The 24424-nt window shown below is 29.7% G+C and carries 26 protein-coding genes; 7 read left to right on the top strand and 19 right to left on the bottom strand.

Annotation, left to right across the window (positions count from 1 at the left end; all coding sequences use genetic code 11):
- Positions 1 to 684 precede the first annotated feature (684 nt).
- The 3 genes from perR to bcp form a co-directional block, all read right to left on the bottom strand.
- Complete coding sequence (gene perR / locus LFT63_RS12425) at positions 685 to 1134, bottom strand: peroxide-responsive transcriptional repressor PerR (RefSeq protein ID WP_017636959.1); 450 nt, start codon at positions 1132 to 1134, stop codon at positions 685 to 687.
- Between the two features lie 93 nt (positions 1135 to 1227).
- A complete protein-coding gene (locus LFT63_RS12420) occupies positions 1228 to 2178 on the bottom strand; it encodes a phosphoglycerate dehydrogenase (RefSeq protein ID WP_340769489.1) in 951 nt (316 codons plus the stop codon).
- Positions 2179 to 2184: 6 nt separating this feature from the next.
- The gene (bcp, locus tag LFT63_RS12415; protein ID WP_029055997.1) at positions 2185 to 2640 is read right to left on the bottom strand and encodes a thioredoxin-dependent thiol peroxidase; all 456 of its coding nucleotides are present in this window, start codon (positions 2638 to 2640) and stop codon (positions 2185 to 2187) included.
- A 79-nt stretch (positions 2641 to 2719) separates the two neighbouring features.
- Here bcp and LFT63_RS12410 point away from each other — a divergent pair, with 79 nt between their 5' ends.
- Together LFT63_RS12410 and LFT63_RS12405 are read left to right on the top strand one after the other, a co-directional pair.
- Entirely contained in the window at positions 2720 to 4009 is a 1290-nt protein-coding gene (locus LFT63_RS12410) for a glutamate-1-semialdehyde 2,1-aminomutase (protein ID WP_029055998.1), read from the top strand.
- Between the two features lie 265 nt (positions 4010 to 4274).
- On the top strand, positions 4275 to 5369 hold the full coding sequence (locus LFT63_RS12405) for an FUSC family protein (protein WP_029055999.1): 1095 nt from the start codon (positions 4275 to 4277) through the stop codon (positions 5367 to 5369).
- 108 nt (positions 5370 to 5477) lie between these two features.
- On the opposite strand, the gene LFT63_RS12400 is transcribed toward LFT63_RS12405, so the two are convergent.
- The 3 genes from LFT63_RS12400 to mutY all read right to left on the bottom strand — a co-directional run bounded on the left by LFT63_RS12400 (position 5478) and on the right by mutY (position 9256).
- On the bottom strand, positions 5478 to 7214 hold the full coding sequence (locus tag LFT63_RS12400; RefSeq protein WP_017637513.1) for an ABC transporter ATP-binding protein: 1737 nt from the start codon (positions 7212 to 7214) through the stop codon (positions 5478 to 5480).
- Positions 7215 to 7514: 300 nt separating this feature from the next.
- Positions 7515 to 8057, bottom strand: coding sequence for a nucleoside tri-diphosphate phosphatase (gene ntdP / locus LFT63_RS12395; RefSeq protein WP_002452360.1), 543 nt, complete (start codon positions 8055 to 8057; stop codon positions 7515 to 7517).
- 155 nt (positions 8058 to 8212) lie between these two features.
- A complete protein-coding gene (mutY, locus tag LFT63_RS12390; RefSeq protein ID WP_154829303.1) occupies positions 8213 to 9256 on the bottom strand; it encodes an A/G-specific adenine glycosylase in 1044 nt (347 codons plus the stop codon).
- Between the two features lie 164 nt (positions 9257 to 9420).
- Here mutY and LFT63_RS12385 point away from each other — a divergent pair, with 164 nt between their 5' ends.
- Positions 9421 to 10398, top strand: coding sequence for a metal-dependent hydrolase (locus LFT63_RS12385; RefSeq protein ID WP_017637515.1), 978 nt, complete (start codon positions 9421 to 9423; stop codon positions 10396 to 10398).
- A gap of 112 nt (positions 10399 to 10510) precedes the next feature.
- Here the strand turns inward: LFT63_RS12385 and LFT63_RS12380 are convergent, their stop codons facing one another.
- The 7 genes from LFT63_RS12380 to LFT63_RS12350 all read right to left on the bottom strand — a co-directional run bounded on the left by LFT63_RS12380 (position 10511) and on the right by LFT63_RS12350 (position 16024).
- Entirely contained in the window at positions 10511 to 11374 is an 864-nt protein-coding gene (locus tag LFT63_RS12380) for a membrane protein (RefSeq protein WP_029056002.1), read from the bottom strand.
- Positions 11375 to 11382: 8 nt separating this feature from the next.
- Positions 11383 to 12891 (bottom strand): ATP-binding cassette domain-containing protein, encoded by a 1509-nt coding sequence (locus tag LFT63_RS12375; protein WP_029056003.1) that lies wholly within the window; start codon positions 12889 to 12891, stop codon positions 11383 to 11385.
- 14 nt (positions 12892 to 12905) lie between these two features.
- Entirely contained in the window at positions 12906 to 13220 is a 315-nt protein-coding gene (locus LFT63_RS12370) for a YfhH family protein (RefSeq protein ID WP_340769481.1), read from the bottom strand.
- Positions 13198 to 14016, bottom strand: a complete 819-nt coding sequence (gene recX / locus LFT63_RS12365) for a recombination regulator RecX (RefSeq protein ID WP_017637842.1) — start codon at positions 14014 to 14016, stop codon at positions 13198 to 13200. The genes LFT63_RS12370 and recX overlap by 23 nt, the downstream gene beginning before the upstream one ends.
- Positions 14017 to 14183: 167 nt before the next feature.
- Positions 14184 to 14993 carry a monofunctional peptidoglycan glycosyltransferase SgtB gene (gene sgtB / locus LFT63_RS12360; RefSeq protein ID WP_029056005.1) on the bottom strand — a complete coding sequence of 270 codons (810 nt, stop codon included), beginning with the start codon at positions 14991 to 14993 and terminating at the stop codon, positions 14184 to 14186.
- Between the two features lie 229 nt (positions 14994 to 15222).
- Entirely contained in the window at positions 15223 to 15741 is a 519-nt protein-coding gene (locus LFT63_RS12355) for a type 1 glutamine amidotransferase domain-containing protein (RefSeq protein WP_017637844.1), read from the bottom strand.
- Positions 15742 to 15862: 121 nt separating this feature from the next.
- Positions 15863 to 16024, bottom strand: a complete 162-nt coding sequence (locus tag LFT63_RS12350; protein ID WP_017637845.1) for an SE1561 family protein — start codon at positions 16022 to 16024, stop codon at positions 15863 to 15865.
- Positions 16025 to 16258: 234 nt separating this feature from the next.
- On the opposite strand from LFT63_RS12350, the gene yfkAB reads away from it, so the two are divergent.
- A complete protein-coding gene (yfkAB, locus tag LFT63_RS12345) occupies positions 16259 to 17401 on the top strand; it encodes a radical SAM/CxCxxxxC motif protein YfkAB (protein ID WP_340769479.1) in 1143 nt (380 codons plus the stop codon).
- A gap of 95 nt (positions 17402 to 17496) precedes the next feature.
- Here yfkAB and LFT63_RS12340 read toward each other — a convergent pair whose 3' ends face one another.
- The 3 genes from LFT63_RS12340 to LFT63_RS12330 are packed head-to-tail and all read right to left on the bottom strand — an operon-like array spanning position 17497 to position 19519.
- Entirely contained in the window at positions 17497 to 18027 is a 531-nt protein-coding gene (locus LFT63_RS12340; RefSeq protein ID WP_340769477.1) for an acyl-CoA thioesterase, read from the bottom strand.
- A gap of 54 nt (positions 18028 to 18081) precedes the next feature.
- Positions 18082 to 19323 carry an aminopeptidase gene (locus LFT63_RS12335; protein ID WP_340769475.1) on the bottom strand — a complete coding sequence of 414 codons (1242 nt, stop codon included), beginning with the start codon at positions 19321 to 19323 and terminating at the stop codon, positions 18082 to 18084.
- A 13-nt stretch (positions 19324 to 19336) separates the two neighbouring features.
- The gene (locus tag LFT63_RS12330) at positions 19337 to 19519 is read right to left on the bottom strand and encodes a DUF1128 domain-containing protein (RefSeq protein ID WP_037555624.1); all 183 of its coding nucleotides are present in this window, start codon (positions 19517 to 19519) and stop codon (positions 19337 to 19339) included.
- Positions 19520 to 19680: 161 nt separating this feature from the next.
- On the opposite strand from LFT63_RS12330, the gene LFT63_RS12325 reads away from it, so the two are divergent.
- The 3 genes from LFT63_RS12325 (at position 19681) to LFT63_RS12315 (ending at position 21962) form a co-directional block, all read left to right on the top strand.
- Positions 19681 to 20145: a low molecular weight protein-tyrosine-phosphatase gene (locus LFT63_RS12325; protein WP_017637850.1), complete on the top strand. Its 465-nt coding sequence runs from the start codon at positions 19681 to 19683 to the stop codon at positions 20143 to 20145.
- A 4-nt stretch (positions 20146 to 20149) separates the two neighbouring features.
- Entirely contained in the window at positions 20150 to 20434 is a 285-nt protein-coding gene (locus LFT63_RS12320; RefSeq protein WP_017637851.1) for a hypothetical protein, read from the top strand.
- Positions 20435 to 20723: 289 nt separating this feature from the next.
- Entirely contained in the window at positions 20724 to 21962 is a 1239-nt protein-coding gene (locus tag LFT63_RS12315) for a YihY/virulence factor BrkB family protein (RefSeq protein WP_017637852.1), read from the top strand.
- Between the two features lie 90 nt (positions 21963 to 22052).
- Here LFT63_RS12315 and vraR read toward each other — a convergent pair whose 3' ends face one another.
- The 3 genes from vraR to vraT are packed head-to-tail and all read right to left on the bottom strand — an operon-like array spanning position 22053 to position 24413.
- The gene (vraR, locus tag LFT63_RS12310) at positions 22053 to 22682 is read right to left on the bottom strand and encodes a response regulator transcription factor VraR (RefSeq protein WP_017637853.1); all 630 of its coding nucleotides are present in this window, start codon (positions 22680 to 22682) and stop codon (positions 22053 to 22055) included.
- Positions 22672 to 23715 carry a sensor histidine kinase VraS gene (vraS, locus tag LFT63_RS12305; RefSeq protein WP_017637854.1) on the bottom strand — a complete coding sequence of 348 codons (1044 nt, stop codon included), beginning with the start codon at positions 23713 to 23715 and terminating at the stop codon, positions 22672 to 22674. The genes vraR and vraS overlap by 11 nt, the downstream gene beginning before the upstream one ends.
- Positions 23712 to 24413 (bottom strand): cell wall-active antibiotics response protein VraT, encoded by a 702-nt coding sequence (vraT, locus tag LFT63_RS12300; RefSeq protein WP_017637855.1) that lies wholly within the window; start codon positions 24411 to 24413, stop codon positions 23712 to 23714. Before vraT ends, vraS begins: the two co-directional genes overlap by 4 nt.
- Between the last annotated feature and the right edge of the window lie 11 nt (positions 24414 to 24424).

The following is a 24424-nucleotide window of genomic DNA, read 5'->3' as shown; positions in this document are numbered from 1 at the left end:
AACTTTCGTTACATTATTGGAATTAACGTTGACATATTGTCATTCAGTTTTCAATGTTCGTTTTTTCACTTACAATATCTTATTATATCGTGTCCGTTTTGTTAAGTCAAGAATAAATTTAATTTCTTTTTTAAAAATTAAATTGTTGTTTAATAACTCAACAAGAACTATAATATAATGTTTAAGTTGAAAGTTCAATAGTCAAAATTACACTTTGTTAATATTTCATTTAAAAAGTTAATAAAACCTTTCAAATAACTTAACATCATTTTGACGACTTTTATATAGTATCAATTAATTTGTTTATCGTCAACGAATTTCATACACTATTTTGGTTTAAATTTACCACTATAGTAACTATTAATTGTTTGAGTGCACAATAATCTCATATATTCTCTATTTTAATATACAGTATATTAATCTAACTAATCTTTTGTAATTCTCCCTACATTCTAGTTTGTTTATTTAACATTAACGATTTCTCTTTTATTTTAATCTGTCTTTCCTAATAAGCGTCTAAAATATAAATCTAATTGTCACATCATAATTTCGTAATTAATCAGTGCTCATGTTATACAGATTGTTGAAGTAAATAAAAACCATGTCTATTCTTATTTAGAATAAACATGGTTTTATTTAAAACTATTATTTGTGTAAGAATATAATGTATAAGTAAACAACTTATTATTCTTTTTCCTTACAATCTTTACAGATCCCATAAATTTCCATACGATGATGTGTTACGTCGAACTCTGTTACGTGCTGTGCTAGTTGTTCTACCTCATCTAATTGAGGATAATGAAAATCAACAATCTTTCCACACTTTTCACAAATAATGTGGTAGTGATTATGAGTATTGAAATCAAAGCGACTTGATGAATCACCATATGTGAGTTCTTTAACTAAGCCAATGTCTTTAAATACTCTTAAATTGTTGTAGATAGTCGCAACACTTATATTAGGAAAATCTGGTGAAAGTGCTTGATATATTTCGTCGGCACTTGGATGTGTTTTTGAAGAAATCATAAATTTAATAATTGCTTGTCTTTGAGGAGTAATACGGATTCCCGCTTTTCTCAATGATGTAATTGATTCTTCAAGCTCATGTTCTATAGATTCTAATTCCGCACTCATTCTTTCACCATCTTTCTAGTTAATAATTATTATTACTTAATATTAATATAACTGTTGCGAATTAAAATTGTCAATATAACTGCAGTATTTTAATTAATATCCCTTATTTAAATCAACTATATTCTCAATTAAATCTTTGTTATTGAGAAAATGTTTCAAGTTATTCACAAATATATCCGTTACTTCTTTATTTATATTATTATCATTACCAGTAATGTGTGCTGTTATTGTTACATTATCTAATTCATATAATGGATTGTTTTCATCTAATGGTTCATTTTCAAATACATCTAAATAAGCATGTCTAATTAAGTTTTCTTTCAATACTTTTAGAATTGTAGTTTCTTTAACTATAGTACCTCGTCCAACATTAATAAAAAGTGCATCGTTACTCATTTGTTTAAAGTGATCATATTGTAATAAATGAATTGTTTCATTTGTTTCAGGTAAAGCATTGATAATAATATCAACTTCTCCAATAACTTCATTCAATTTTTCTATTTTATATACTTCATCGAACCACTCTTTATCTTTTCCGGAGTTACTCAAACCAATTACCTGCATATCAAATGCTTTGGCTAACTTTGCAGCACGACTTGCAATCGCACCAGTACCTAAAAATAATACTTTGTCCCCACTTAATCGTCTTCCTACCATTTTAGAATCATACACTTTATTTTGTTGGTTAATAAATGATGTTCTCATTTTTTTATAATCATCTAATATGAACGCTAAGATAAATTCAGAAAGTTGTTTTGCTTGTACTCCCCTACTATTAGTTAGTTTAATATTATGATTTTTCAAATAATCTAATGGTAATGAATTAACACCTGTCGCATACCATGCGATCCATTTAAGATTTGGGTAATCTTTTAAAAATGATTCATCTAATTCACCATCATAACCTATTAATATATCTAAAGATTGTCTGTCTTCAAATGGTATATTTTTAGCTTTTTTAATAAACTTAAAATCAACTTGTGGGAATTTCTCTACTAACTCATCTTCTAATTCACCTAATCTAAACAGACTTACAACCTTCATAGATTATCACTCCAATATATTTTTTAACTCATCAATGTGTGTTTTAACCTTAACTTTCTCGATAACATCTTTTATAATTCCTTTTTCATCTATAACAAATGTTGTACGAACTATTCCCATACTTTCTTTACCAAATGATTTTTTCAGTTGATAAACCCCAGTCTCTTTAGAAAGTAAGAAATCTTCATCTACTAATAAATCAAAGTTTAACTGATGTTTTTCTATGAAATTTTGATGTTTTTTCTTAGAATCTCCACTAACACCATAAATATTCACGTTTAAATCATTAAAAAGTTCGATATTATCTCTAAAATCACACGCTTCTGTTGTACAAGTAGGTGTATTATCTCTTGGATAAAAGTAAAGTATTGTCGTTTGTCCTTTAATTGTTTCATTCGATACTAATTCTCCATTCTGATTTTCTAGAGAAAACTCTGGGAACTTATCACCTTTTTTTAACATTTAATCACCTATTTCTTCATTATGTTAATTTTATGATACGATAATAGTCGACAATATTAAATTAAAAGAGGTTGATAAAATGAAATTTACTGAAAGCGAAAGACTTCAGGAATTATCTAATGAATATATATTAGGTGGCGTTAATTCACCTTCTCGTTCTTATAAAGCAGTTGGCGGTGGAGCTCCTGTAGTAATGAAAGAAGGTAAAGGCGCTTATTTATATGATGTAGATGGTAATAAGTTTATTGATTATTTACAAGCTTATGGACCAATTATTACTGGTCATGCTCATCCACATATAACTAAAGCTATCCAAGATCAAGCTGCTAAAGGTGTGCTATATGGTACACCAACTGAATTAGAAATCGATTTCAGTAAAAAGTTACGTGAAGCTATTCCTTCATTAGAAAAGATCAGATTTGTTAATTCTGGTACAGAAGCTGTTATGACAACGATTAGAGTTGCTCGTGCTTATACAAAACGTAATAAAATCATTAAATTCGCTGGTTCTTATCATGGCCATTCTGATCTAGTATTAGTTGCTGCTGGTAGTGGTCCTTCACAATTAGGTTCCCCCGATTCAGCTGGTGTTCCTGAAAGCGTGGCTAGAGAAGTAATCACAGTACCATTTAATGATGTTGAATCTTATAAAGATGCTATTGATCATTGGGGAGATGAAATTGCAGCCGTTTTAGTTGAACCTATTGTTGGTAACTTTGGCATGGTTATGCCTGAACCAGGATTTTTAGAAGAAGTGAACCGTATTACTCATGATAATGGCAGTTTAGTAATTTATGATGAAGTCATTACAGCATTTAGATTCCATTATGGTGCAGCACAAGATTTACTTGGTGTGATTCCTGATTTAACTGCATTTGGTAAAATCATTGGTGGCGGACTACCAATTGGTGGATACGGTGGAAGACAAGACATTATGGAACATGTTGCCCCACTAGGCCCTGCATACCAAGCCGGTACTATGGCAGGTAATCCACTATCAATGAAAGCTGGTATTGCATTACTTGAAGTATTAGAACAAGATGGCGTTTATGAAAGATTAGATCAATTAGGTAAACGTTTAGAAGATGGGCTACTAAAATTAATAGACAAACATAATATTACTGCTACTATCAATCGAATTTATGGTTCATTAACGTTATACTTCACTGATGAAAAAATTACTCACTATGAACAAGTAGAAAATTCAGATGGCGAAGCGTTTGCTAAATTCTTTAAATTAATGCTTAACCAAGGTATTAATTTAGCACCTTCAAAATTTGAAGCATGGTTCTTAACTACGGAACATACAGAAGAAGATATTGATAAAACACTAGAAGCAGCTGACTATGCATTTAGTCAAATGAAATAAGTGCTATATCATTAACCATATTTGCTCCCTCATTGTAATCATTTTAAATGGACTTTGAGGGAGCTTTTATCATTTTATAAAAATATCTTTAGTTAAACTGATTGTGTGTTCATTTAAAATAATTTGACTAGCGATTTGTTATATAATGTTATATTTCAAAAGCTACACTATTGTATTCACTTGAAATTTATGATTAGTCAGTGTATAACAATAATGAATACGAATTTAAAATTTTATTCAATAAAAATAAAAGGAGCGCTTCTTTTTGAGACTAGGAGCTCGGATTTTTAAAACAGGTATAGCAATCATACTAGCTATGTCTATCGCTTCTTTACTTCCTAATAATATTGGTCTAAAAGCATTAGCCGGTGTCAGTGCAGTTGTCGCAATGCAACCTAGTGTTTATAAGTCTATTAAAACTGTTTCTGATCAAGCTATCGGTAATATTATTGGCGCATTATTAGCTGTTACCATGGTTACAATCTTTAGTAATAATTTTATAATTATGGGTGTTACAGTTATCGTATTAATCGCAATTTTATTCCGATTTAATCTTGCACATGTTGCTACATTAGCAAGTGTCACAGCATTAATCATTATGGGCCAAGTCTCTGGTTCATTTTATGTCGCTGCATTTTACAGATTTGTTTTAGTTATGATTGGAGTACTAAGTTCTTCAGTAGTAAATTTATTATTCTTACCTCCAAAATTCGAAACTAAAATTTATTATAATTCTGTAAATATTACCTCCGATATCTTCGTTTGGTTTAAATTGGTATTAAATGACACTTCTGAATTTAATAATATTAAACAAGATGGCGATCAACTGAATTCTAGAATCGATAAACTCGAAAAGATTTACGACTTCTATCATGAAGAAAGACCTTTATTAAAAAAGAATATATTTGAACAATATAGAAAGAAAATTCTATTTAAAGAAGTAGTAAGAACGACTAGATTAGCTTATGAAGTATTAAACAAAATGTCACGTTACCCAAATGATTTACATCAACTAAATAATCAATTGTTATTACAAATTAAATTGGAATTAGACTCATTAATTGCTTTCCACGAGCAAATTTTAAAAAGTTTATCTAAAAAGGCTAAATTTAAAGTCACACAATTGCAATATGAAGTTGATAACCCACTTAAAAAAGAACTTATGACTGCTTTTCAAAATGAATTAATTCAAAATCCATATCAAACTAATTATTCTTATGCTAATATTATGCAAATTATCGCAGCAATAGAAGAATATAGATATCATTTGGAACATTTAGATAGACTTCGTATTAGTTTCTTTACTTACCATCGCAATGATACTGATATTGATATTGCTGATGAAGATTTTGACTTATAGCTTTTAAACTTATTTAATTATCAATCTAAGCTATTTATAAATTAATTAGAACTATATAGCAAAAGAGCTTAAGGCAATTCAACATTTGCCTTAAGCTCTTTTTTATTATTATAAATTTTGTATGCTATATAAATGCTCATAAGCACCTTTTTTATCAATTAATTGTTGGTGTGTACCCATTTCAACAATTTCACCATTTTCTATAACTACAATTTTGTCTGCATGAGTAATTGTTGAAAGTCTATGTGCTACGATTAACGTCGTACGATCTTTACTTAAAACATCTAGTGCTTCTTGAATAATTGCTTCACTTTCTAAATCTAATGCACTAGTAGCTTCATCTAAGATTAAAATTGGTGGATCATTTAAGAATATACGTGCAATAGATAGTCTTTGTTTTTGACCACCTGATAATTTCACGCCACGTTCACCAACTTCTGTGTCGTATCCATCTTGAAGATTCATTATAAATTCATGAGCATTAGCCATTTTAGCTGCTTCAATAACTTCTTCGTCTGAAGCATCAGGTCGGCCTAGTAGAATGTTCTCCTTAACCGTATCGGAAAATAAGATATTATCTTGTTGAACTAAACCAATTTGATTTCTTAGGCTACCTGTTAAGAAATCTTTAACATTGTGGTTATCAACAAGAATTTCTCCTTCTGTAACATCATAAAACCGAGGTATTAAATTAATAAGTGTTGACTTACCTCCACCACTCATTCCTACGAAGGCAACGGTCTCACCTTTATGAATAGTCAAATTAATATCTTTTAAAATGTCTTGTTCATTTTCATTATATTTGAACCCAACATGTTTTAATTCAATTTGACCTTTTTTAATTTCGATTGGTTGAGCGCCAATACCATTTTTTATGTCATAATCTTCATCTATTAATTGGAAGACACGATCCATTGACGCAAAACTTTGAGTTAATGTTGTAAAAGAAGATACTAATCGTCTTAAAGGACCGAATAATTGTTCTAAATAACCAACGAATGCAGCTAATGTCCCTACTGTAATAGAACCACTTATTGCTAAGTAAGCACCGACACCAATGACAATAATTGGGCCTATATCTGTCACAGTATTAATTGCAGCAAAAGAATATGCATTCCATCTCGTATGTTGAAATGCTTTTTGTAAAAAGTTTTTATTACGGTGATCGAAATTACCCGCTTCATTATCTTCAATTGCAAAGCTTTTAATAACAGACATTCCTTGTACACGTTCATGTAAAAATCCTTGAACTTCTGCTAAAGCTTGAGATCTTACTCTTGTTAATTTTCTTAAACGACCAAAGAAGAAATAAACCGTTAAGATATAGAATGGGAAAATAAATAATGCAGCAAAAGTCAGTTTAACATCAAGGAAGAACATAATTGTTAATGCTATTATTATTGTTATGCAATCAAGCCAAATATTCATTAATCCTGTTAAAATAAAATCTTTTGTTTGTTCCACATCATTAATCACTCGTGAAATAACTTGCCCTACTTGGTTATTAGCATAGAAACGTGCACTCAATGCTTGTAAGTGATTATAAAGTTGCTTTCTTATATCATATAATATTTTATTACTTGTCCATTGAGCTAGATATTGTCTTATAAATTCAATTGGCGGTCTAACAATTAAAAAGATAAATAGGGCAATACCTATAACTATGGCTAGGTGTGAGTATTTTTCGCTATCACTAAGTGAATGATTATTGATAACACCATCTATTGCATATTTAATAAGCAATGGAATTAACATTGGTATACCAAATTTAATAATACCAACTATAATAGTAGCAATAATACGATATTTATATGGTTTAACAAACTTTAAATATCGTTTAATCATTATTTTAATCCCCCCATATAATATTTTTTAAATTGATCTTTTTAAAATTGAACAGAGGTTGGATATGATGAATCGCCTTGGAATATCATTTCAATTAATCATTAGTATACATAAGCTAATAATTAATTAAATTATTCCGCAACAATTGACTAACATATCTCAACCTCTGATTGATACGATTAACAAATATAATTTTAGTTAATAGAGATTGTTTTATCTAAACTATCAATGTTTATTTAATTAAATCAATGCAACATTGAATAATATAAACCATCTCATATCGTTTTACATCTAATTTGCTTAATAATCCCTAATTTTTTTATATCGCTCTTTCCAAACTTTGATAAAATCAGGAGCGAAAGGCCCTTTTTTCTGTTCTATCCACTGTTGTAAAATATCTACACTTCTTCTTAAAATAACATCTATATCGTGAGGATAATTCATTTGATTCATATGTTGCTCATACTCATCTTCATCTAATAAATGGTATTTCCCATTAGGATAAACTTTAATATCCAAATCATAGTCGATGTATTTTAAGGCTTCTTCATCACAAACAAATGGTGAAGATAAATTACAATAATAATAAACACCATCTTCACGAAACATACAAATCACATTAAACCAATATTCAGAATGAAAATAGACAATAGCTGGTTCTCTTGTAATCCAAGTGCGACCATCACTTTCTGTTACTAACGTGTGATCATTCCCACCAATAATCACATGATCTGTACCTTTTAAAATGGTTGTTTCAGACCAAACGCGATGAATATTTCCATCATGTTTATAACTTTGAATTTTGATGTCTTGTCCTTCTTTAGGTATGGATTCTTTTACCATACTCCACACCACCTTTATACTTTTTAACCATTTAGATTATATCATATTTTCAAACTACTTCTGTACTTTCACGCCATTAAATTTAAGTATTAGTTAGATTTTATTGGATTATAAATAAGTAAAATGATTTATTATTATTTCTGTTTTGAAGAAACCTATCCTTCAATAAATCTATATATTTTATCCATTGATACTGGAAATGAATAATCATCTCGATTAGATAAATCAAACCAAACCATATTATCAGGTAAAACCTTTTCATTTATATCTATAGTTTCAGGCACACTATAGACTTTAATATTCCAAGTTAAGTGTGTAAATTGATGTTTTAATTTAAATATATGTTCTGGTAAAGGTTCTATGTCATGTTTTAGTTTATGAGATATTTCTGAAATAGCATTAGAGGCTTCAAACATTGGAAATTCCCACATACCATTCAATAACCTTTCCTGTCTTTTTTCTAATAAATATTGTCCTTTATGATTTCGAATTAAAAAGACACTTTGTTCAATGGTTTTCTTTTTAATATTTTTGGTTTTAACTGGTAAATCTAATACTGTTCCTTTATCAAAGGCTTCACAATTTTCTTGAACTGGACAAAACATACAAAGTGGGTTTTTAGGTGTACAGATAAGCGCACCTAATTCCATCATTGATTGGTTAAACGTTCCAGCTTCCTCTTGAACATAAGGTAATAACTGTTGTTCAAATGTTTTACGTGTAGATTGGAGCTTTATATCACTGCTATCATTATTTAATCTAGACCAAACTCTAAAAACATTACCATCAACTGTAGGGAGTGGATGGTCAAAGGCTATACTCATTACTGCTGCTTGAGTATATGGTCCGACACCTTTTAAAGATTTAAAATTTTCAGGATCAGATGGGACTATTCCATTATAATCACGTTGTACTTCTTTGACTGCATGATGAAAGTTTCTTGCTCGGCTATAATAACCAAGTCCTTCCCAATATTTGAGTACCTCATCCTCATTTGCTTCACTCAAATCGGCTATTGTAGGAAAACGATGAGTGAATCTATCATAATAATCTATAACTGTTTTGACTTGTGTTTGTTGTAACATAACTTCACTTAACCATATATAATAAGGATTAGTAGTCTCTCTCCAAGGCATTGAACGTTGATTGTTATTAAACCAATGTACAATATTATCTTTGAAATTTTCTTCTAAATACATATATTTCCCTTCCTGAACAATGATTTAATGTTTCAATTTGATTTTAATGGATATTTTACTTACATGATAAATAAGAATAACACATTATTAATGTGAGTTGATTTTGTTATTCTAACTTTTAGATTATAATATATTATAAATTAAGATGAAAAGAGTGAACATAAATGGACACAGCCACGCACATTGTTATTGGAGTTGGACTTACTGCACTTGCAACTCAAGATCCAGCGATGTCAGGCACATTCGCGGCAAGTGCCACAACACTGATTGCAGGTTCCCTTATACCTGATGGGGATACGGTTTTAAAATTAAAAGATAATTCAACTTATATTTCCCATCATAGAGGCATTACGCACTCTATTCCATTCACTATATTATGGCCAATATTAATTACATTTTTAATATTTGTTATATTCAACCACACATCCCCATTACATATATGGATGTGGGCACAATTAGCAGTTTTTTTACATGTGTTTGTTGATATTTTCAACTCATATGGAACACAAGCTTTAAGACCAATTACTAATAAATGGATACAACTCGGCGTTATTAACACGTTTGATCCAATTATATTCATTATATTATGTATAGGCGTGGTGTTATGGGTATTAGGGGTACATCCTTATTTGGCATTCTTTCCAATAATCGGTATTTTAATCATTTATTATATAATCCGATTTAAAATGCAATCTTTCTTAAAGAAACAAGCATTAAAGCAAATTAAACAAGAGCATAACCCTGTAAAAGTATTTGTAATTCCTACAATGAAATTTATGGAATGGCGTATTGCTATTCAAACAGACGAACATGATTATGTTGGTAGATCACATGGTCGAAATATTGTTTTTAGTGATAAAGTTAAACGTCAACATTTATCTATCGACTCATTATTATGGAAAGTTAAAAGTAATAAAGATATAAGAACATTTTTAAACTTTTCTTCTATATATCGTTGGCAAACAACGCCATTAGATGATGGTTCTACAGAAATTCGATTAATGGATTTAAGATATTTAAATAATGATCATTATGCATTTGTTGCTATTGCCCATCTAACATCTCAAAATGAAATAGATCATTCTTATATTGGTTGGGTATTTAGTGAAGACAAATTACAACGTAAATTATTCGCAAAATAATAATAGCCAAGGTTCAAGGACATGTAATAATGTAATCCTTAAAAGTAAACTGCTTAAGTTAACTTGATGGATATGCAAAATACATGAGTCCTATACCTTGGCTTTTTATATTTTAATTATTATTTTTATCAATTTCACTATTGTCACTATCTTTTATATGATTAGCATTACTTGAAAAATGATTAGATTGAAGAGTTGATGGCGCTTTTTTATTTTTATTTCTATATTTAGCATGAGATACAAAACGAGATAACGCAAAATTAATTAAACATAATATCAAGATGAAACATAGTATATATAAATGATAAGGTATATTAGCTAGACTTATTCTGCCAAACAACACTGATTGTGCTAAACCATTAGTTACATAATAAAATGGATTTAACATCAATACATGTCCAATCATTGTCAAATGTGTTTTAGGAACATAAATAATTGGTACTAAAATAAATTCTATAACACAAAATATATAAAAATATATATCCGCTTTATGATTTAAGATTTTTACTAAACCAAATAACACTGATAGTAAACAATTTAACACTATTGTTACTAACATAAAATATATTGTAGCTAGTAATGAACTTTCAAAATTAATTGGTTTCCATATTGCAATAATTGTCATAAGTACAAATAGTAAAATACCTCCAACAATTGTAGTAACTACTATGGGTGTTACTGGGGATATTTTAAACGATTTAGTAATCATATAATCTTTAGCGTATATTTTATAACATAAAAATAAGCTGAGGACGATGTACCCAAATCCTAACAAAGTTAAAAGTCTATATAACCATACACCTTGTATCATTTCTGTTGCGTTTGTCACCTTGAAAAATATTTCTATCGCAAATATTAAGACTAATCCAACTATAAAACTTACCGTAAACCATTTCCATAAGTTTTTAACATGTTTCAAAGAATAATTTAAAACGTGTGGTAAATTTTTAAAATAAATAATTATACTATCGATCATACTTACACCTACAATTCAATATATATCCACTTATTATCTTTCATATCGGCAATAAAGTATCCATCACCAGATTTACAAATCCAAACATCTTTATTAATGTTGAATTTATCTTTCAATTTACTTTTATTAACAATAGGCATCACAAAACCGTTTAACTGATTATCATCATTAAAAATCATCTTAATCGGTTGAGAAGTCACGTCAGCAACAAAACGATTATCTTCTTCAGGGACTAGTGATTTTTTTACTGTATCGTGGTCTTTGTGTAAATGACTATTGAAGTATTCTACATACTTACTATAGTTGGATTTAATATATGGAGATAAAGTTTTGAAACTATGCTTTTCATACAAACCAGCTGGATTAAAATATTCTAGTTTACTTTTAGCTACGGTATAACTTTTTCCACTTTCATTTAATCGATAATTTTTACTATTTTCTCCATCAATAGTAACGACACTATATTTAGGTAAGGTTAGATTATTTGAACCTGAAATTTTAACGCTTCCTTTTAATGCTATTCCATAAGCTAATTTATTTTCATATGTATCTTTAGTTTGTGTTTGAAGTGGAGTTTGATTCCCCGCTGAGATATTTATTATTCCTAAATTATTAAATAAAAGAATACCCATAAGTGCTAATCCAATTAGAAAACTGGTCATTAAAGTCCAAAATCTTACCAAAAATATTGGTGGTTTGGCATGATTATATCGTTCAATTCTTTTAAAATTATAAGTCATCTCAGGCATTCTTGTTCGACTTTTTTTCCAATCAAGATCAAATGATGAAAGTTCTTCTTTTGATTCAATACTTTTTCGGTCTCTTTCATGATCTTTAAATACAGGAATTACTTGTTTAAGAGACCCTTCCATACGAATCTGTCCGTGTGAGACCCAAGTAATATAGTTACTCACTTGTTCTATTTTATCAACGTCATCATCAATAAAAACAATCGTTTGGTTATGATTGATATAATCATTTGATAGCTCTATCGCTCGATTTGTAAAAGATTCATCTAAATATTGAAGAACATGATTCAAAATAATGATATTTGATTTAGATGATCTGGCTATACTTAGTAGTAACTGAGCAAATTCTTGTTTGGTTAATTGTGAAACGAGTTGTTTTTCATCTAAATGGGCATATTGAATGACTTGATCGTATTTATAATCAGAGACTTTATATGGAAATAGTTCAACAATGTGCTTAACGTAATCTTTCACAGTTTGGTTTACAATTTTTCTGTCTTCAATATCTCCATAATATACATGATCACTTTGAACTAATTTTCCTTTATCAGGGTGAATAGATCCTGATAATAATCTACCTATTAATTTTTTAGAAGAACCTGGTTCACCGATAATACCTAAGGCCTCACCTTGATAAATATGTAGTGAGACATTATTTAAATCAATATCTTCAGCGGCGTATCCAAAAGGTAAGTACCATTTTTTAGTTTTTTTATTTCTATAATAATGAGTAACTTTAAGTAACTTTAAAACGATTGAACTTCCCATTTCTTTTCATCCTTCTATAATTTTAATAATGCAATTGGTAAACCTTCTTCGGGTTCGCTACTTTTAATTCTAAATCCCCAAGCGAATATACCTTTTAATCTTTCCACTTTAAAATATTGATCACTGCCATCATTTAATTGATAGATTCTGTCTAATTCAATTTTATTACGATCAACTAAATAACTTTCAGCTACAATTACTTTACTTTGATAAACGTCATATTCATTCAAAATACCGTTCATTTCTGCTTTTCTCATTTTTTCTTTATAAGTTTGTATTTCATGTCTTAATTCTGGCTCAGACATTTCACTCAATTTCTTCTGTTCCATTTTCAATACCACTTTCTTCTAATTTAGATTTAATTTTATCATATTTATAGCCTTTTCTCATAAGCGTTTCTATCGTTTTTCTTACTAGTTGTTGTCCTTCATATTTTCTTTGATGCTTTTGATATGTTTTTTCTAAATCAGTTTGTAACATATCGTCAAGTTGTTCTTCGTCCTGTGAAAAATCAAGTTCATCCATGGCTTGTTTGATTTTTTCTATCGTAAATCCTTTTTGCATTAAAGCAGTCATTGTTTTTTGTTTAACTTTTGAAGTTGGACCTTTTTTAGTTTTAATTACTTTACTCGCTACTTTGATGATATCTTCCATTGGTTGTTGTTCTATGTATAGAGCAGTATATTCATCTATAATATTAGTTTCAATACCAGCTTGATACAATTTTTGTTTATAAGTTTCAGGTCCCTTATCCGTTGTATTGATCATAGTGTTTTTCAAACTTTCAGCATAATCATAATGATCTATTAATTTTTCTTGGTAACAATAATCTATCACTTGTTGCAGCGCTTCTTCAGAAATATCATTTTTTATTAAATGTTGACGTACTTCTCTTTCAGTACGCTTTCTAAATGAAAGATATTGAATTGCTATATTTAAACCTCTTCGATAATGGTCATATTTTTGAATCTGCTCCATTTCTGCAGCTTCTAGTACTTGATCTTTCTTTAAATTAAATTTAACAAGTGTATCAATATCTATTCCCATCTCAAATTGATTATCGAGATATAGATTAAAACGTTCTTTGTTCTTCTTTTGTACTTCTAATTTAGTGATTTTAGGCATGATACACCTCCTCATAAACATTGTATATATCATATTATGACATAGTTCAATCATTAGCAATAAAGTCACGCTTTATAAAAATAAAACCCCTATCATATTTACAATGTTCAACATTACATAGTTACTGTAATTTATTCGTACTAACATTGCATATGATAGGGTAATTGTTATTGACCTAGTTGGGCCATTGCTTCCTCATATTGGTCATCGGATATATAATCAAGTTGTTTCATTTTTTCTAAATTGGTTTTAACTCTATTCGTAAAATTATCTGACATGTCATCAATATTATATACACTTGGCGCATTAACTTTGCTTGCTAAAATTGCGCTTTGTAATACACTAATTGTATTCAAATTTTGATTGTTTTTATTAGTTGTTGCGCCGAAGTAATGATTTGCTGCACCTTCAACAGTATATTGATTATCTCCAAAATATATATTATTTAAATAAAAACTAAGTATCTGATTTTTATCATATTGTTTTTCTACTTTATGTGCTACAAACAGTTCTTTTACTTTTCTTGTGAATGAACGTTCGTTGTCATAATAATAATTTTTAACAACTTGTTGTGTTATTGTACTACCACCTTGAACATCATGATCACTCAAAGTAGAAAATAAAGCTCTTGTTGTTCCTTTAAAATCAAAGCCATGGTGTTTATAAAATCTTTCATCTTCTAATGAAATAAAAGCACCTCTGACATATTTTGGCATTTGATCTGCCGAAACATAATCACTTTTATTTTCAATCGATTTTAAATCGTCTACATTAGCTCTCGATGATAAAAAAAACATTAATCCTAAGAATAATACTAATATAATCGCTAATGTAATAAGTATTTTTAAAAAGATACGTTTACTTTTCTTTTTTTTAGGTGGTTTCCCTATTGGTTGATAATAAGTATTATAGTGAGGTTCACGCATATCTCGTTGAGGGAATTCATTAGATTGTGCATATCTGTCGCTTCTTTTCATGCATTTACTCCTTTACTCAAACTCACTGTTATAATGTGAGTTTACCAGTAGTTGAAACCATTAGCTATAGTTTATAGTAAAAATCAGTCCCAAGGTGTACATATTTGACTATTATTTAATATATACAATTCACTCATTTATTACTTCCATATCAACTTTTACAAATAAAAAAGACTTATTGAACTAAATCAATAAGCCTTTAGATTTAATGTTTTATACTAAACAATCATTAGTCTTCTAATTGTTTTACGATTTCTCTATTGAAATCATCTAAATCATCTGGTGTACGACTTGTAACGATATTGTTATCAACAACTACTGATTCGTCTACAACGTGAGCACCAGCATTAGATAAGTCTTTACGTACATTTAATACTGCAGTTAATGTACGACCTTTTAAGTCATCAGTATCAATTAATACTTGTGGTCCATGGCAAATTGCAAATGCTGGAACATCATTAGAAGTAAAGTATTTAGCGAATGTACCAAATCTACCTTCTGCATCACCACGTAAATGGTCTGGTGCAAATCCACCAGGAATTAGAACAGCGTCATAATCTTCTGGTTTTGCTTCGCCGATACCAACTTGAACAGTTGCTTTTTCACCGTGTTTACCAACGACTTCTTCGTTAGCATTAGTGCCAATAACTACTGTTTCAAATCCAGCATTTTCTAATGCCTCTTTCGGACTTGTAAATTCTATATCTTCAAATTCATTTCCTAATAGAACTGCTACTTTTTTACTCATAATATGATCACCTTTCTATTGTGCGATTATATTTATTGTATTCACGTTTAAGTTTAAAGTTAAACATCTTGTACTAAATTTTTTAATCGTCACTAAAGTGTCATTAATTATGATTAGTGAATTATTTGGAAACTTGTTTTACTTTTTCTTCTAATTGATCTAGTAAACCAATCCATTCATCAATGTCTTCAACACGCACTTCATCAGGGTTTACATGATCAATATCCTCGATAAATTTGTTTAATCTCGTTTTGATTTGTTCTATAGTTTGTTGTTCACTCATTTAAAATAGAGCTCCTTTGAAATTTATTTTTGTTATATTTATCCTAACAGAATTTGACAAAAAGAGATATAATCTTAATAATGTTTACTGTACTTTTTACAAATTTTAAAGAGCTGACACAGGTTTTGAGGAAACGTGAAACATAGTATTTATAATATGGATATATTGAAAAATTTTAACTAGTATATATGTTCACAACTCCTCTTTGTCACACTCTTTTTAGGAGAAGTTTTAATGATAATAACAAATAAAAAACCTATTTCAATACACAATGATCCTTGGGAAGCTTATAACGATGTCATTGATAATGGCCAACTCACTTTAAGTAATATCGAATTTACAACAACCAATTTATGTAATATGAGATGCAGTCATTGTGCTGTTGGTTACACTTTACAAACTAAAGATCCAGATCCTTTACCAATGGATATTATATATCGCCGTTTAGATGAAATTCCAAATTTACGTACATTGTCTATAACAGGTGGCGAACCTATGTTTTCGAAAAAGTCTATTAAAAATGTAGTGAAACCACTATTAAAATATGCAAATCAACGTGGGATATATGTACAAATGAACTCTAATTTAACGTTACCACAAGACCGATATCTTGATATTGCAGAATATATAGATGTTATGCATATTTCACATAACTGGGGAACCATTCAAGAATTCACAGATGTTGGCTTTGGAGCTATGAAAAAGCAACCGCCAATTAAAGCAAAATTAAAACTATACGAGCAAATGTTAGACAATGCAAGTACTCTTTCTGAACAAGGAATGTTTGTATCTGCTGAAACAATGCTCAATCAAAGCACATTACCTTACTTGGATAAAATTCATAATGAAATTGTTAATGATATGAAGTGTAGTCGACATGAAGTACACCCTATGTATCCAGCTGATTTTGCAAGCTCTTTAAATGTCTTATCTTTAAAAGAAATGAAAGAAGCGATACATCATTTATTAGATATACGTGACCAGGATACTTGGATGTTATTTGGTACATTACCTATTTATCCATGTATTAATGATGAAAACGATCAACAATTATTACAACGTTTAAGAGATGCAAAAAATGTCACAATGAGAAATGACCCTGATGGGCGTAGTCGTTTAAATGTAAATGTATTTACAGGTAATGTCATTGTTACTGATTTCGGAGATGAAAATGGTACTATTTCAAACATACAAAAAGACAGATTAACAGATGTATTTAATCAATGGCTCACTTCTGATTTAGCCCAATCTTTAAATTGTCATTGTTCTGAATATCATTGTCTGGGACCAAATGTGTTAGTGAAAAATATGTATTACCCTGATACTGATTTCCGCCAAAAAGAAATTGAAATGCATGCAAAACATATCTTTTCATAATTTATAATCATAATGCTTAGCAAACTAAAAAGACCTAATGAAAAATTTATAGTTTCATTAGGTCTATTTATATGCAATTCTAAATAAGCTTTTATCTAATTTTCAATATGTTGAATTTTAGATAAATACTCAATAGTGTTTTTACTTTCATCACGTCGTTCTTTGCGACGAGCGACACGTTGAGGAGCTGTTTCATGGAACCATTTTTCAACTTTATCTTCTGGATAAACTTGAGGAACGCGTACAGGTTTACCATTCTCATCTAAAGCTACAAAGGTTAAAAAGCTAAGTGCAGCTAATTTACGTTCTCTTTCAAAGACATCTTCAATAATAATTTGCACACAAATTTCCATTGAACTACTACCCGTATAAGAAACCATTGCTTCGTATGAAAGGATGTCCCCATTCTTGATTGGTAATAAGAAATCTACTGAATCTGTTGAGGCAGTTACTACTGAATTACCAGCATGTTTCACAGCAGTAATTGCTGCAATTTCATCTACATTTGCCATTAAAATACCGCCAAACATCGTATGAAGATGATTAGTATCTTGTGGATACACTTGACTTGTTTTAATACTTTTAGATTCAGACATTGCTTTTTTATTTACTTGTTCTTTAGTCATTCATATCTTCCTATCTCTCTATGAAATTTCCCTACTGTACTTGGTATTTACGACTTATTTTGCCCAATTTCCGTTTTCGAAAACGAGTTCTTTTGAGCCATCTTCTAAAATACCATAAATGGTTAAATCAGCACTACCTATCATGAAATCTTCATGAACATTTGAATCATTTAAACCACTTGCAATTTTTTCTTCAGTTGTCATTTCAGTTCCACCTTTAATGTTGAAACCGTAAGCAGATCCTAACGCTAGATGACAGGATGCATTTTCATCAAATAACGTATTATAAAAAATAGTGTTTCTATTTGAAATTGGAGAATCATCTGGTACTAGTGCTACTTCTCCCAATCTACGTGCACCTTCATCTGTATTTAATAAATCTTTTAAGACATCTTCGCCCTTTTCTGCTTTAAAATCAACAACAACTCCATCTTTAAATGTTAAAGTGAAACCGTCAATGATATTACCGTTAAAGCTTAATGGTAATTTATTTGTTACATAACCATTTACATTATTTCTATCTGGCGCTGTGAACACTTCTTCTGTAGGGATATTAGCAATAAATGCTTGTTGATTTCCATTTACATAGCTAGTAGCATCTTCCCATATATGTCCCTGTGGTAACCCTACAACTAAATCTGTACCTTCAGAAATATAATGTAACGCTTTATATTGTTTATCTTGCATTCTTTTAGCATGTTTACTTAAATTACTTACATGTGTTTTCCAATTTTCTACAGGGTCATTACCATCTACTCTTACTATATCAAACACTTCTTCTATAAATGTTTCATAAGCTTCTTCTACTGATTTATCAGGGTATACTCTTTGAGCCCATGCTTTTGATGGAAATGCTGCAACCACCCAAGGAAATTGATTTTTTTGGCTTGCTTCCATATATCCTTTATAACCTTTGGAATATTGCAATTGAAATGCTTTCAATTTATTAGAATCAATACCATTTAATAAATCTGGGTCTTCAGTTAATATTGCAAGGTTAGCAGCGCCTCTTTCTACATAATCCATACGTGCATTAACATAATAAGATTTAACTTCATTATTCTCAAAATGGTCTACAGTTTCGTATTCAAATTTCATACGTTTTAATTTTGGGTCTGAATAATCGACTCTTACATCTGATGCACCAGCTTTATATGACTCTTCTACAACTAGATGAGTTAATTCTAAAGCTTCGACAGATGAGCGTATAAATACTGGCTGTTTTTCTTGAACATTCATGCCTACTTTAACTAGTAGTTTGGCATACTGTTTCAATTTTTCTTGGTAGTTACTCATTTAGACTCCCCCTTTATTGTCTTAATTCTCCTAGTGCATCTGCAATAGCAGTCACTTCGCTAGGTGAAAATGAATCTTTTGAAGTTACAAATTGATGTATTTCTTTAATTTCATTTTGATCAGCATCTTTAAATTTATCAGGATCAATAAGCGCTTTATTAACTATATTTAACTTTTGTCTTATTTCGGTAATCATTTCTTCATTTGTAGTTGCCAAACTTCTCACCTCTTTACCTTAGTATTCTATCAAACTAACATAATTTATGGAACTTTAATAGAATTTGAAAAAATTTGCTTTCTAAATGTTTGAAGAACCAGTAAAATGGGGATATAATTACATAGTTTGGAGGAATTAATATGGTAGACGTAGCTTTCGTATGTCTTGGTAATATCTGCCGTTCTCCAATGGCTGAAGCAATCATGAGACAAAGACTACAAGACAGAGGTATAACTGGTGTCAAAGTTCACTCTCGTGGCACTGGAAAATGGAATTTAGGTGAGCCCCCTCACGAAGGGACTCAAAAGATTTTAAATACACACGGCATTCCATTTGATGGTATGATTAGTGAACTTTTTGAACCAACAGATGATTTTGACTATATTATTGCAATGGATCAAAGTAATGTAGAAAATATTAAAGCAATTAATCCTAGCATAAAAGGACAATTGTTCAAATTACTAGAATTTAGTAATATGAAAGAAAGTGATGTACCTGATCCATATTACACTAACAATTTCGAAGGTGTTTATAAAATGGTACAATCATCATGTGATAATTTAATTGATTACATCGTCAAAGATGCAAATTTGAAAGAGGGGTAAAATTATGGAAAACAAATTCATTCCTGGAGTATTATTAGGCGCTGTTATCGGTGGCGTAGCAACATTAGCTGATAAATCAACTCGTAATTCTTTAAAACAATCATTCTCAAATGTTAAAGAAGGTAAAAAATCTCAAAAACCTTCTAAAGTAAGTAGCATTAAAGATGAAGTTATGTACTGGAAAGATGTTATCGAAGAAATTCGTCGTAATAACCCAGAGTTAGAACGTTCTATTAAAGATGCAAAAGATACTTTTGTTAATAGAAAAAATGAACGTATTGGAAAATAATAGTTAATTATTAGATGAATTATGAATTAGAATTTTGTAATAATAAATCACTATTTCTTAATTAACTATTCAAATAGAGTGAAGATATTCAATAACTGTTATCCCACTCCATTGAAACGGGGGTGAGTTTAGAGGTTGAGCTATTAAATGATTTTTAGCTTATTGGTAACTAAAATTAGTCTCCAATAACCAAAAATTAACTCAACTTCATCTCACTCCCTTTCTTTACAATTTTAATTAAATTAAAATGTGTTTAAATATAATATTCAAATTATTAAAGGAGATTGTTATGTCAAAGAAAGAAAAAACAAGTTCCAACTTCCTTAATTCTGCTAAAGAATATGAAGATAACAAAGATCAACAAAATAGTGATAACAAAATTAAAGTCGATCGTACATACATTGAACCTCAAGAATTTCAATCTAAGACACCAAAAAAGAAGAATCAGGTATTCTTCCTTTCAAGATTAAACAAACCTGCAAAGTATACTAAAGATTCGAACTTTTTCTCTTATTTGGTATATAGAATTGGTAAGGACGATGCATCAGGTTTAGCAGCTCAAATGACATATCACTTTGTTCTTGCTATGTTCCCTATGCTCATTTTCTTATTGACTTTATTACCAGTTTTTAATATCGATCAAAGTCGTATTACTGATATGTTAAGTAGTGCACCATCAGAAACATCATCAATTATTAAAAGTGTTATAGGCGATGTTACTAAAAATTCAAGTGGCGGCTTACTATCTGTCGGACTGATCTTAGCAATATGGTCTGCATCAAATGGTATGACTGCCATTATGAATTCATTTAACGTTGCTTACGATGTTGAAGATAGCCGAAATGGTATTTTACTTAAGCTTTTAAGTGTTGTATTTACTATTGTAATGGGATTTGTATTTTTAATAGCTATGGCTTTACCTACCCTTGGTTCTGCTATTAGTCATTATTTATTCGGTCCATTAGGTTTAGACTCACAAATTAAATGGATATTTACTTTACTTAGAGTGGTATTACCTCTAATCATTATTTTACTATTATTTATAGTATTGTATTCGGTAGCACCTAATGTTAAAACTAAATTTCGTTCAGTATTACCAGGTGCAATATTTACATCAGTCATTTGGTTACTAGGTTCATTTGCATTTGGATGGTATATTTCTAACTTTGGTAATTATTCTAAAACTTATGGTAGTATCGCTGGTATTATTATTTTACTGATCTGGTTATACTTAACAAGCTTTATTATTATCATTGGAGCAGAAATTAATGCTATCATTCATCAACGTAATGTAATTAAAGGCGAAACACCTGAAGAAGCTGCTTTAAAACATGATGATAATAACCAAAATCATTATAATGAAGATACAACTTATGAATATAATGATAACCGTGAATTAGGTTCACAAGAAGATTATAATATCGATAAAGATGCTAAAGATAAGTACCAAGAAGATCAAAGTACAATTAAAGATAAAATTGTAGATAAATTTAAAAATAATGATTCAGAAGAAGATAAAAATTCTTAATTATTATATATTAAAGGCCAAGACGGATTGATGTTCATCAACCGCTTGGCCTATTTGTTTGTAAAATTTTATATCATGTAATAACTATCTTTATTGGATAAGATTATGTTGAAATGCATAAATTACAGCTTGTGTTCTATCTTGTACTTCTAATTTACTTAATATATTACTAACATGTGTTTTAACAGTTTTAATTGTAATATGTGAAGCACTGGCAATTTCCTGATTGGAATAACCTTTTGCAATTAATAATAAGATTTCCATTTCTCTTTCTGTTAACATTTCATATAATTCTGCACGTTTTTTCATTCTATTTCGCATTTTCACTAATACTTCTGGTTCAAAAACAGATTCACCATTATAAGTTTTACGAACCGCTTCAGCTATATCACTTGCACTAGTTGTTTTTAAAATATAACTATCTACACCTGCATCTAAAGCACGATAAACTTCTTTATCTTCAATAAAACTTGTTAACATAACTACTTTAATTTGTGGTAAATCTTTTTTTATTTCTGTTGTAGCTTCTACACCATCCATATCATCCATTAGTAAATCCATCAATATTAAATCGGGTTGCAATTCATGCGCTTTAGCTATTGCATCTTTACCAGATTCTCCTTCACCTACTACTTCAATGTCGGATTGTGTTGATAAATAACTTGATATCCCTATCCTAACCATTTCATGGTCATCTACAAATAATACTTTAATCGCCATAAGAATCCTCCTTGTTCAATGGGGCTTTCACTTCTATACGTGTTCCAGAATCAGGTAACGAAACGATATGGAATGTAGCACCAATTTCTAATGCACGTTCTCTCATATTTTTTAAACCATAGCTTTGTTCCAATTTTTCATCTACATTAAACCCTTTACCATTATCTTGTATACGTAATAATAAATAATCTTGCTTATTAAATAGTTCAACCGTCACTCTAGTGCCATTAGAATGTCTTAATGTATTTGAAATGGCTTCTTGAGTAATTCTAAATAAATGATCTTCGATACCTTTAGGAACTTTAAATTCTTGTATTTCATGTACAACTTTCATCGGAACTTTCTTTTGAAGATCTATAACTAAATCTTTAATTCCTTCACCTAAGGACTTATCTTTCAACCCTAGAGGTCGTAAATGTAATAATAAAGCTCTCATTTCAAGTTGTGAATCTTGTACCATTTTCTCTAAAACGGGAATTTGTTGGTCTAATGGGGGTTCTAATTTAGTTTCTTTAATCGCTGATAACATCATACTCGCAGCGAATAATTGTTGACTTACTGAGTCATGTAATTCTCTAGCTAGACGTTGTCTTTCGTCTTCAATAATCTTTTTAACTTTTACATCGTTCATGTTGTAGTTTTCATTAGTTAAGTTTTGTGTTTTCATTCTTAATCGATGTAATTCCTGATTTAATGGTACAAGTGTATGATATATTTCCAGCGTTTCACTATATAATTCAATATTTTGGTCATTGATACCAACTGTTTCACCTTCAATAGATCGTTCTATTTGAGAATTAATCCAGTCATTCTGTTGATTAATTTTATAAGCTAAAACGGAACCTACAATGATACATAATAATATCACTATGATATTTAAAAATAAGAATACAGGTATGCCAAAAATCTGTGTATAGAACATACCTTGAAAATAGATGATGTTAACAAATACTTTATCAATAAATAAAAATGCGGTTAACATACTATACGTTAAAATGAGCATAGAGCCTATTGCTCTTATATAGTGATTCATCTATAAATCACCTCTACGTCTCCAATAAATGTTGATACGTAGACATTGACAGTGTAATTTTCTTCTTTAGTTTTCTCTTCAACATGTATATTATTATTCTCTATTTTATATGATTTTTCATTAACATATGCTGATCCATAAAATGCAGCTGCATGTATATTGATATTATAATTTAATGGTACGATCACTTGTACCTTACCTAATATATGTCTAACAACAATAGTATTATTATCTTTGATATTTGCTGCTTTTGTTAAATCAATATGAATGTCACCAATTCCATGTTGAATTTGGACATCTTCCCATTTATATACATAGACAGGTGTTCGTTGTTCTCCAAACCATTTCTGTTTAATGAATGCTGGAGATGACACTTCCTCTTCTGTTGCCGTTACTTTTAATGGTTTGAATTTAAAAATTAAGTATCTAACAATTAGCAATAATAAAAATATAAATAAAATGATAATCGTATATTTATTAGACAATAAAGTGAAAGCGATTAATAGTGCACCAATCCAAAATGCAAGCAAGCCCCTCACTTTATGAAAATATATATATCCTACATAAACTAGCACGCATCCTAATAGTAAAACGAGTAGGAACCCTATCTTTTCAAAGAATATATAATAAAAATTAGCAATAATCATTAATGCTGTAAAAACTATCAACAATTCTGTTGATATATATTTATGGGTCATGGTTCGCCACC

The sequence above is a fragment of the Staphylococcus sp. FSL H8-0121 genome (assembly GCF_038008425.1).
Classification (GTDB): Bacteria; Bacillota; Bacilli; order Staphylococcales; family Staphylococcaceae; genus Staphylococcus; species Staphylococcus pasteuri.
Note: the sequence above shows the minus strand (reverse complement) of the source record. Positions and strands in the feature narration are given on the sequence as shown.

Bases quoted from the DNA above. Each gene is read 5' to 3' on its own strand.
- perR (WP_017636959.1), bottom strand. From the start codon at position 1,134: ATGAGTGCGGAATTAGAATCTATAGAACATGAGCTTGAAGAATCAATT.
- LFT63_RS12420 (WP_340769489.1), bottom strand. From the start codon at position 2,178: ATGAAGGTTGTAAGTCTGTTTAGATTAGGTGAATTAGAAGATGAGTTA.
- bcp (WP_029055997.1), bottom strand. From the start codon at position 2,640: ATGTTAAAAAAAGGTGATAAGTTCCCAGAGTTTTCTCTAGAAAATCAG.
- LFT63_RS12410 (WP_029055998.1), top strand. From the start codon at position 2,720: ATGAAATTTACTGAAAGCGAAAGACTTCAGGAATTATCTAATGAATAT.
- LFT63_RS12400 (WP_017637513.1), bottom strand. From the start codon at position 7,214: ATGATTAAACGATATTTAAAGTTTGTTAAACCATATAAATATCGTATT.
- ntdP (WP_002452360.1), bottom strand. From the start codon at position 8,057: ATGGTAAAAGAATCCATACCTAAAGAAGGACAAGACATCAAAATTCAA.
- mutY (WP_154829303.1), bottom strand. From the start codon at position 9,256: ATGTATTTAGAAGAAAATTTCAAAGATAATATTGTACATTGGTTTAAT.
- LFT63_RS12385 (WP_017637515.1), top strand. From the start codon at position 9,421: ATGGACACAGCCACGCACATTGTTATTGGAGTTGGACTTACTGCACTT.
- LFT63_RS12380 (WP_029056002.1), bottom strand. From the start codon at position 11,374: ATGATCGATAGTATAATTATTTATTTTAAAAATTTACCACACGTTTTA.
- LFT63_RS12375 (WP_029056003.1), bottom strand. From the start codon at position 12,891: ATGGGAAGTTCAATCGTTTTAAAGTTACTTAAAGTTACTCATTATTAT.
- LFT63_RS12370 (WP_340769481.1), bottom strand. From the start codon at position 13,220: ATGGAACAGAAGAAATTGAGTGAAATGTCTGAGCCAGAATTAAGACAT.
- recX (WP_017637842.1), bottom strand. From the start codon at position 14,016: ATGCCTAAAATCACTAAATTAGAAGTACAAAAGAAGAACAAAGAACGT.
- sgtB (WP_029056005.1), bottom strand. From the start codon at position 14,993: ATGAAAAGAAGCGACAGATATGCACAATCTAATGAATTCCCTCAACGA.
- LFT63_RS12355 (WP_017637844.1), bottom strand. From the start codon at position 15,741: ATGAGTAAAAAAGTAGCAGTTCTATTAGGAAATGAATTTGAAGATATA.
- LFT63_RS12350 (WP_017637845.1), bottom strand. From the start codon at position 16,024: ATGAGTGAACAACAAACTATAGAACAAATCAAAACGAGATTAAACAAA.
- yfkAB (WP_340769479.1), top strand. From the start codon at position 16,259: ATGATAATAACAAATAAAAAACCTATTTCAATACACAATGATCCTTGG.
- LFT63_RS12340 (WP_340769477.1), bottom strand. From the start codon at position 18,027: ATGACTAAAGAACAAGTAAATAAAAAAGCAATGTCTGAATCTAAAAGT.
- LFT63_RS12335 (WP_340769475.1), bottom strand. From the start codon at position 19,323: ATGAGTAACTACCAAGAAAAATTGAAACAGTATGCCAAACTACTAGTT.
- LFT63_RS12330 (WP_037555624.1), bottom strand. From the start codon at position 19,519: ATGATTACCGAAATAAGACAAAAGTTAAATATAGTTAATAAAGCGCTT.
- LFT63_RS12325 (WP_017637850.1), top strand. From the start codon at position 19,681: ATGGTAGACGTAGCTTTCGTATGTCTTGGTAATATCTGCCGTTCTCCA.
- LFT63_RS12320 (WP_017637851.1), top strand. From the start codon at position 20,150: ATGGAAAACAAATTCATTCCTGGAGTATTATTAGGCGCTGTTATCGGT.
- LFT63_RS12315 (WP_017637852.1), top strand. From the start codon at position 20,724: ATGTCAAAGAAAGAAAAAACAAGTTCCAACTTCCTTAATTCTGCTAAA.
- vraR (WP_017637853.1), bottom strand. From the start codon at position 22,682: ATGGCGATTAAAGTATTATTTGTAGATGACCATGAAATGGTTAGGATA.
- vraS (WP_017637854.1), bottom strand. From the start codon at position 23,715: ATGAATCACTATATAAGAGCAATAGGCTCTATGCTCATTTTAACGTAT.
- vraT (WP_017637855.1), bottom strand. From the start codon at position 24,413: ATGACCCATAAATATATATCAACAGAATTGTTGATAGTTTTTACAGCA.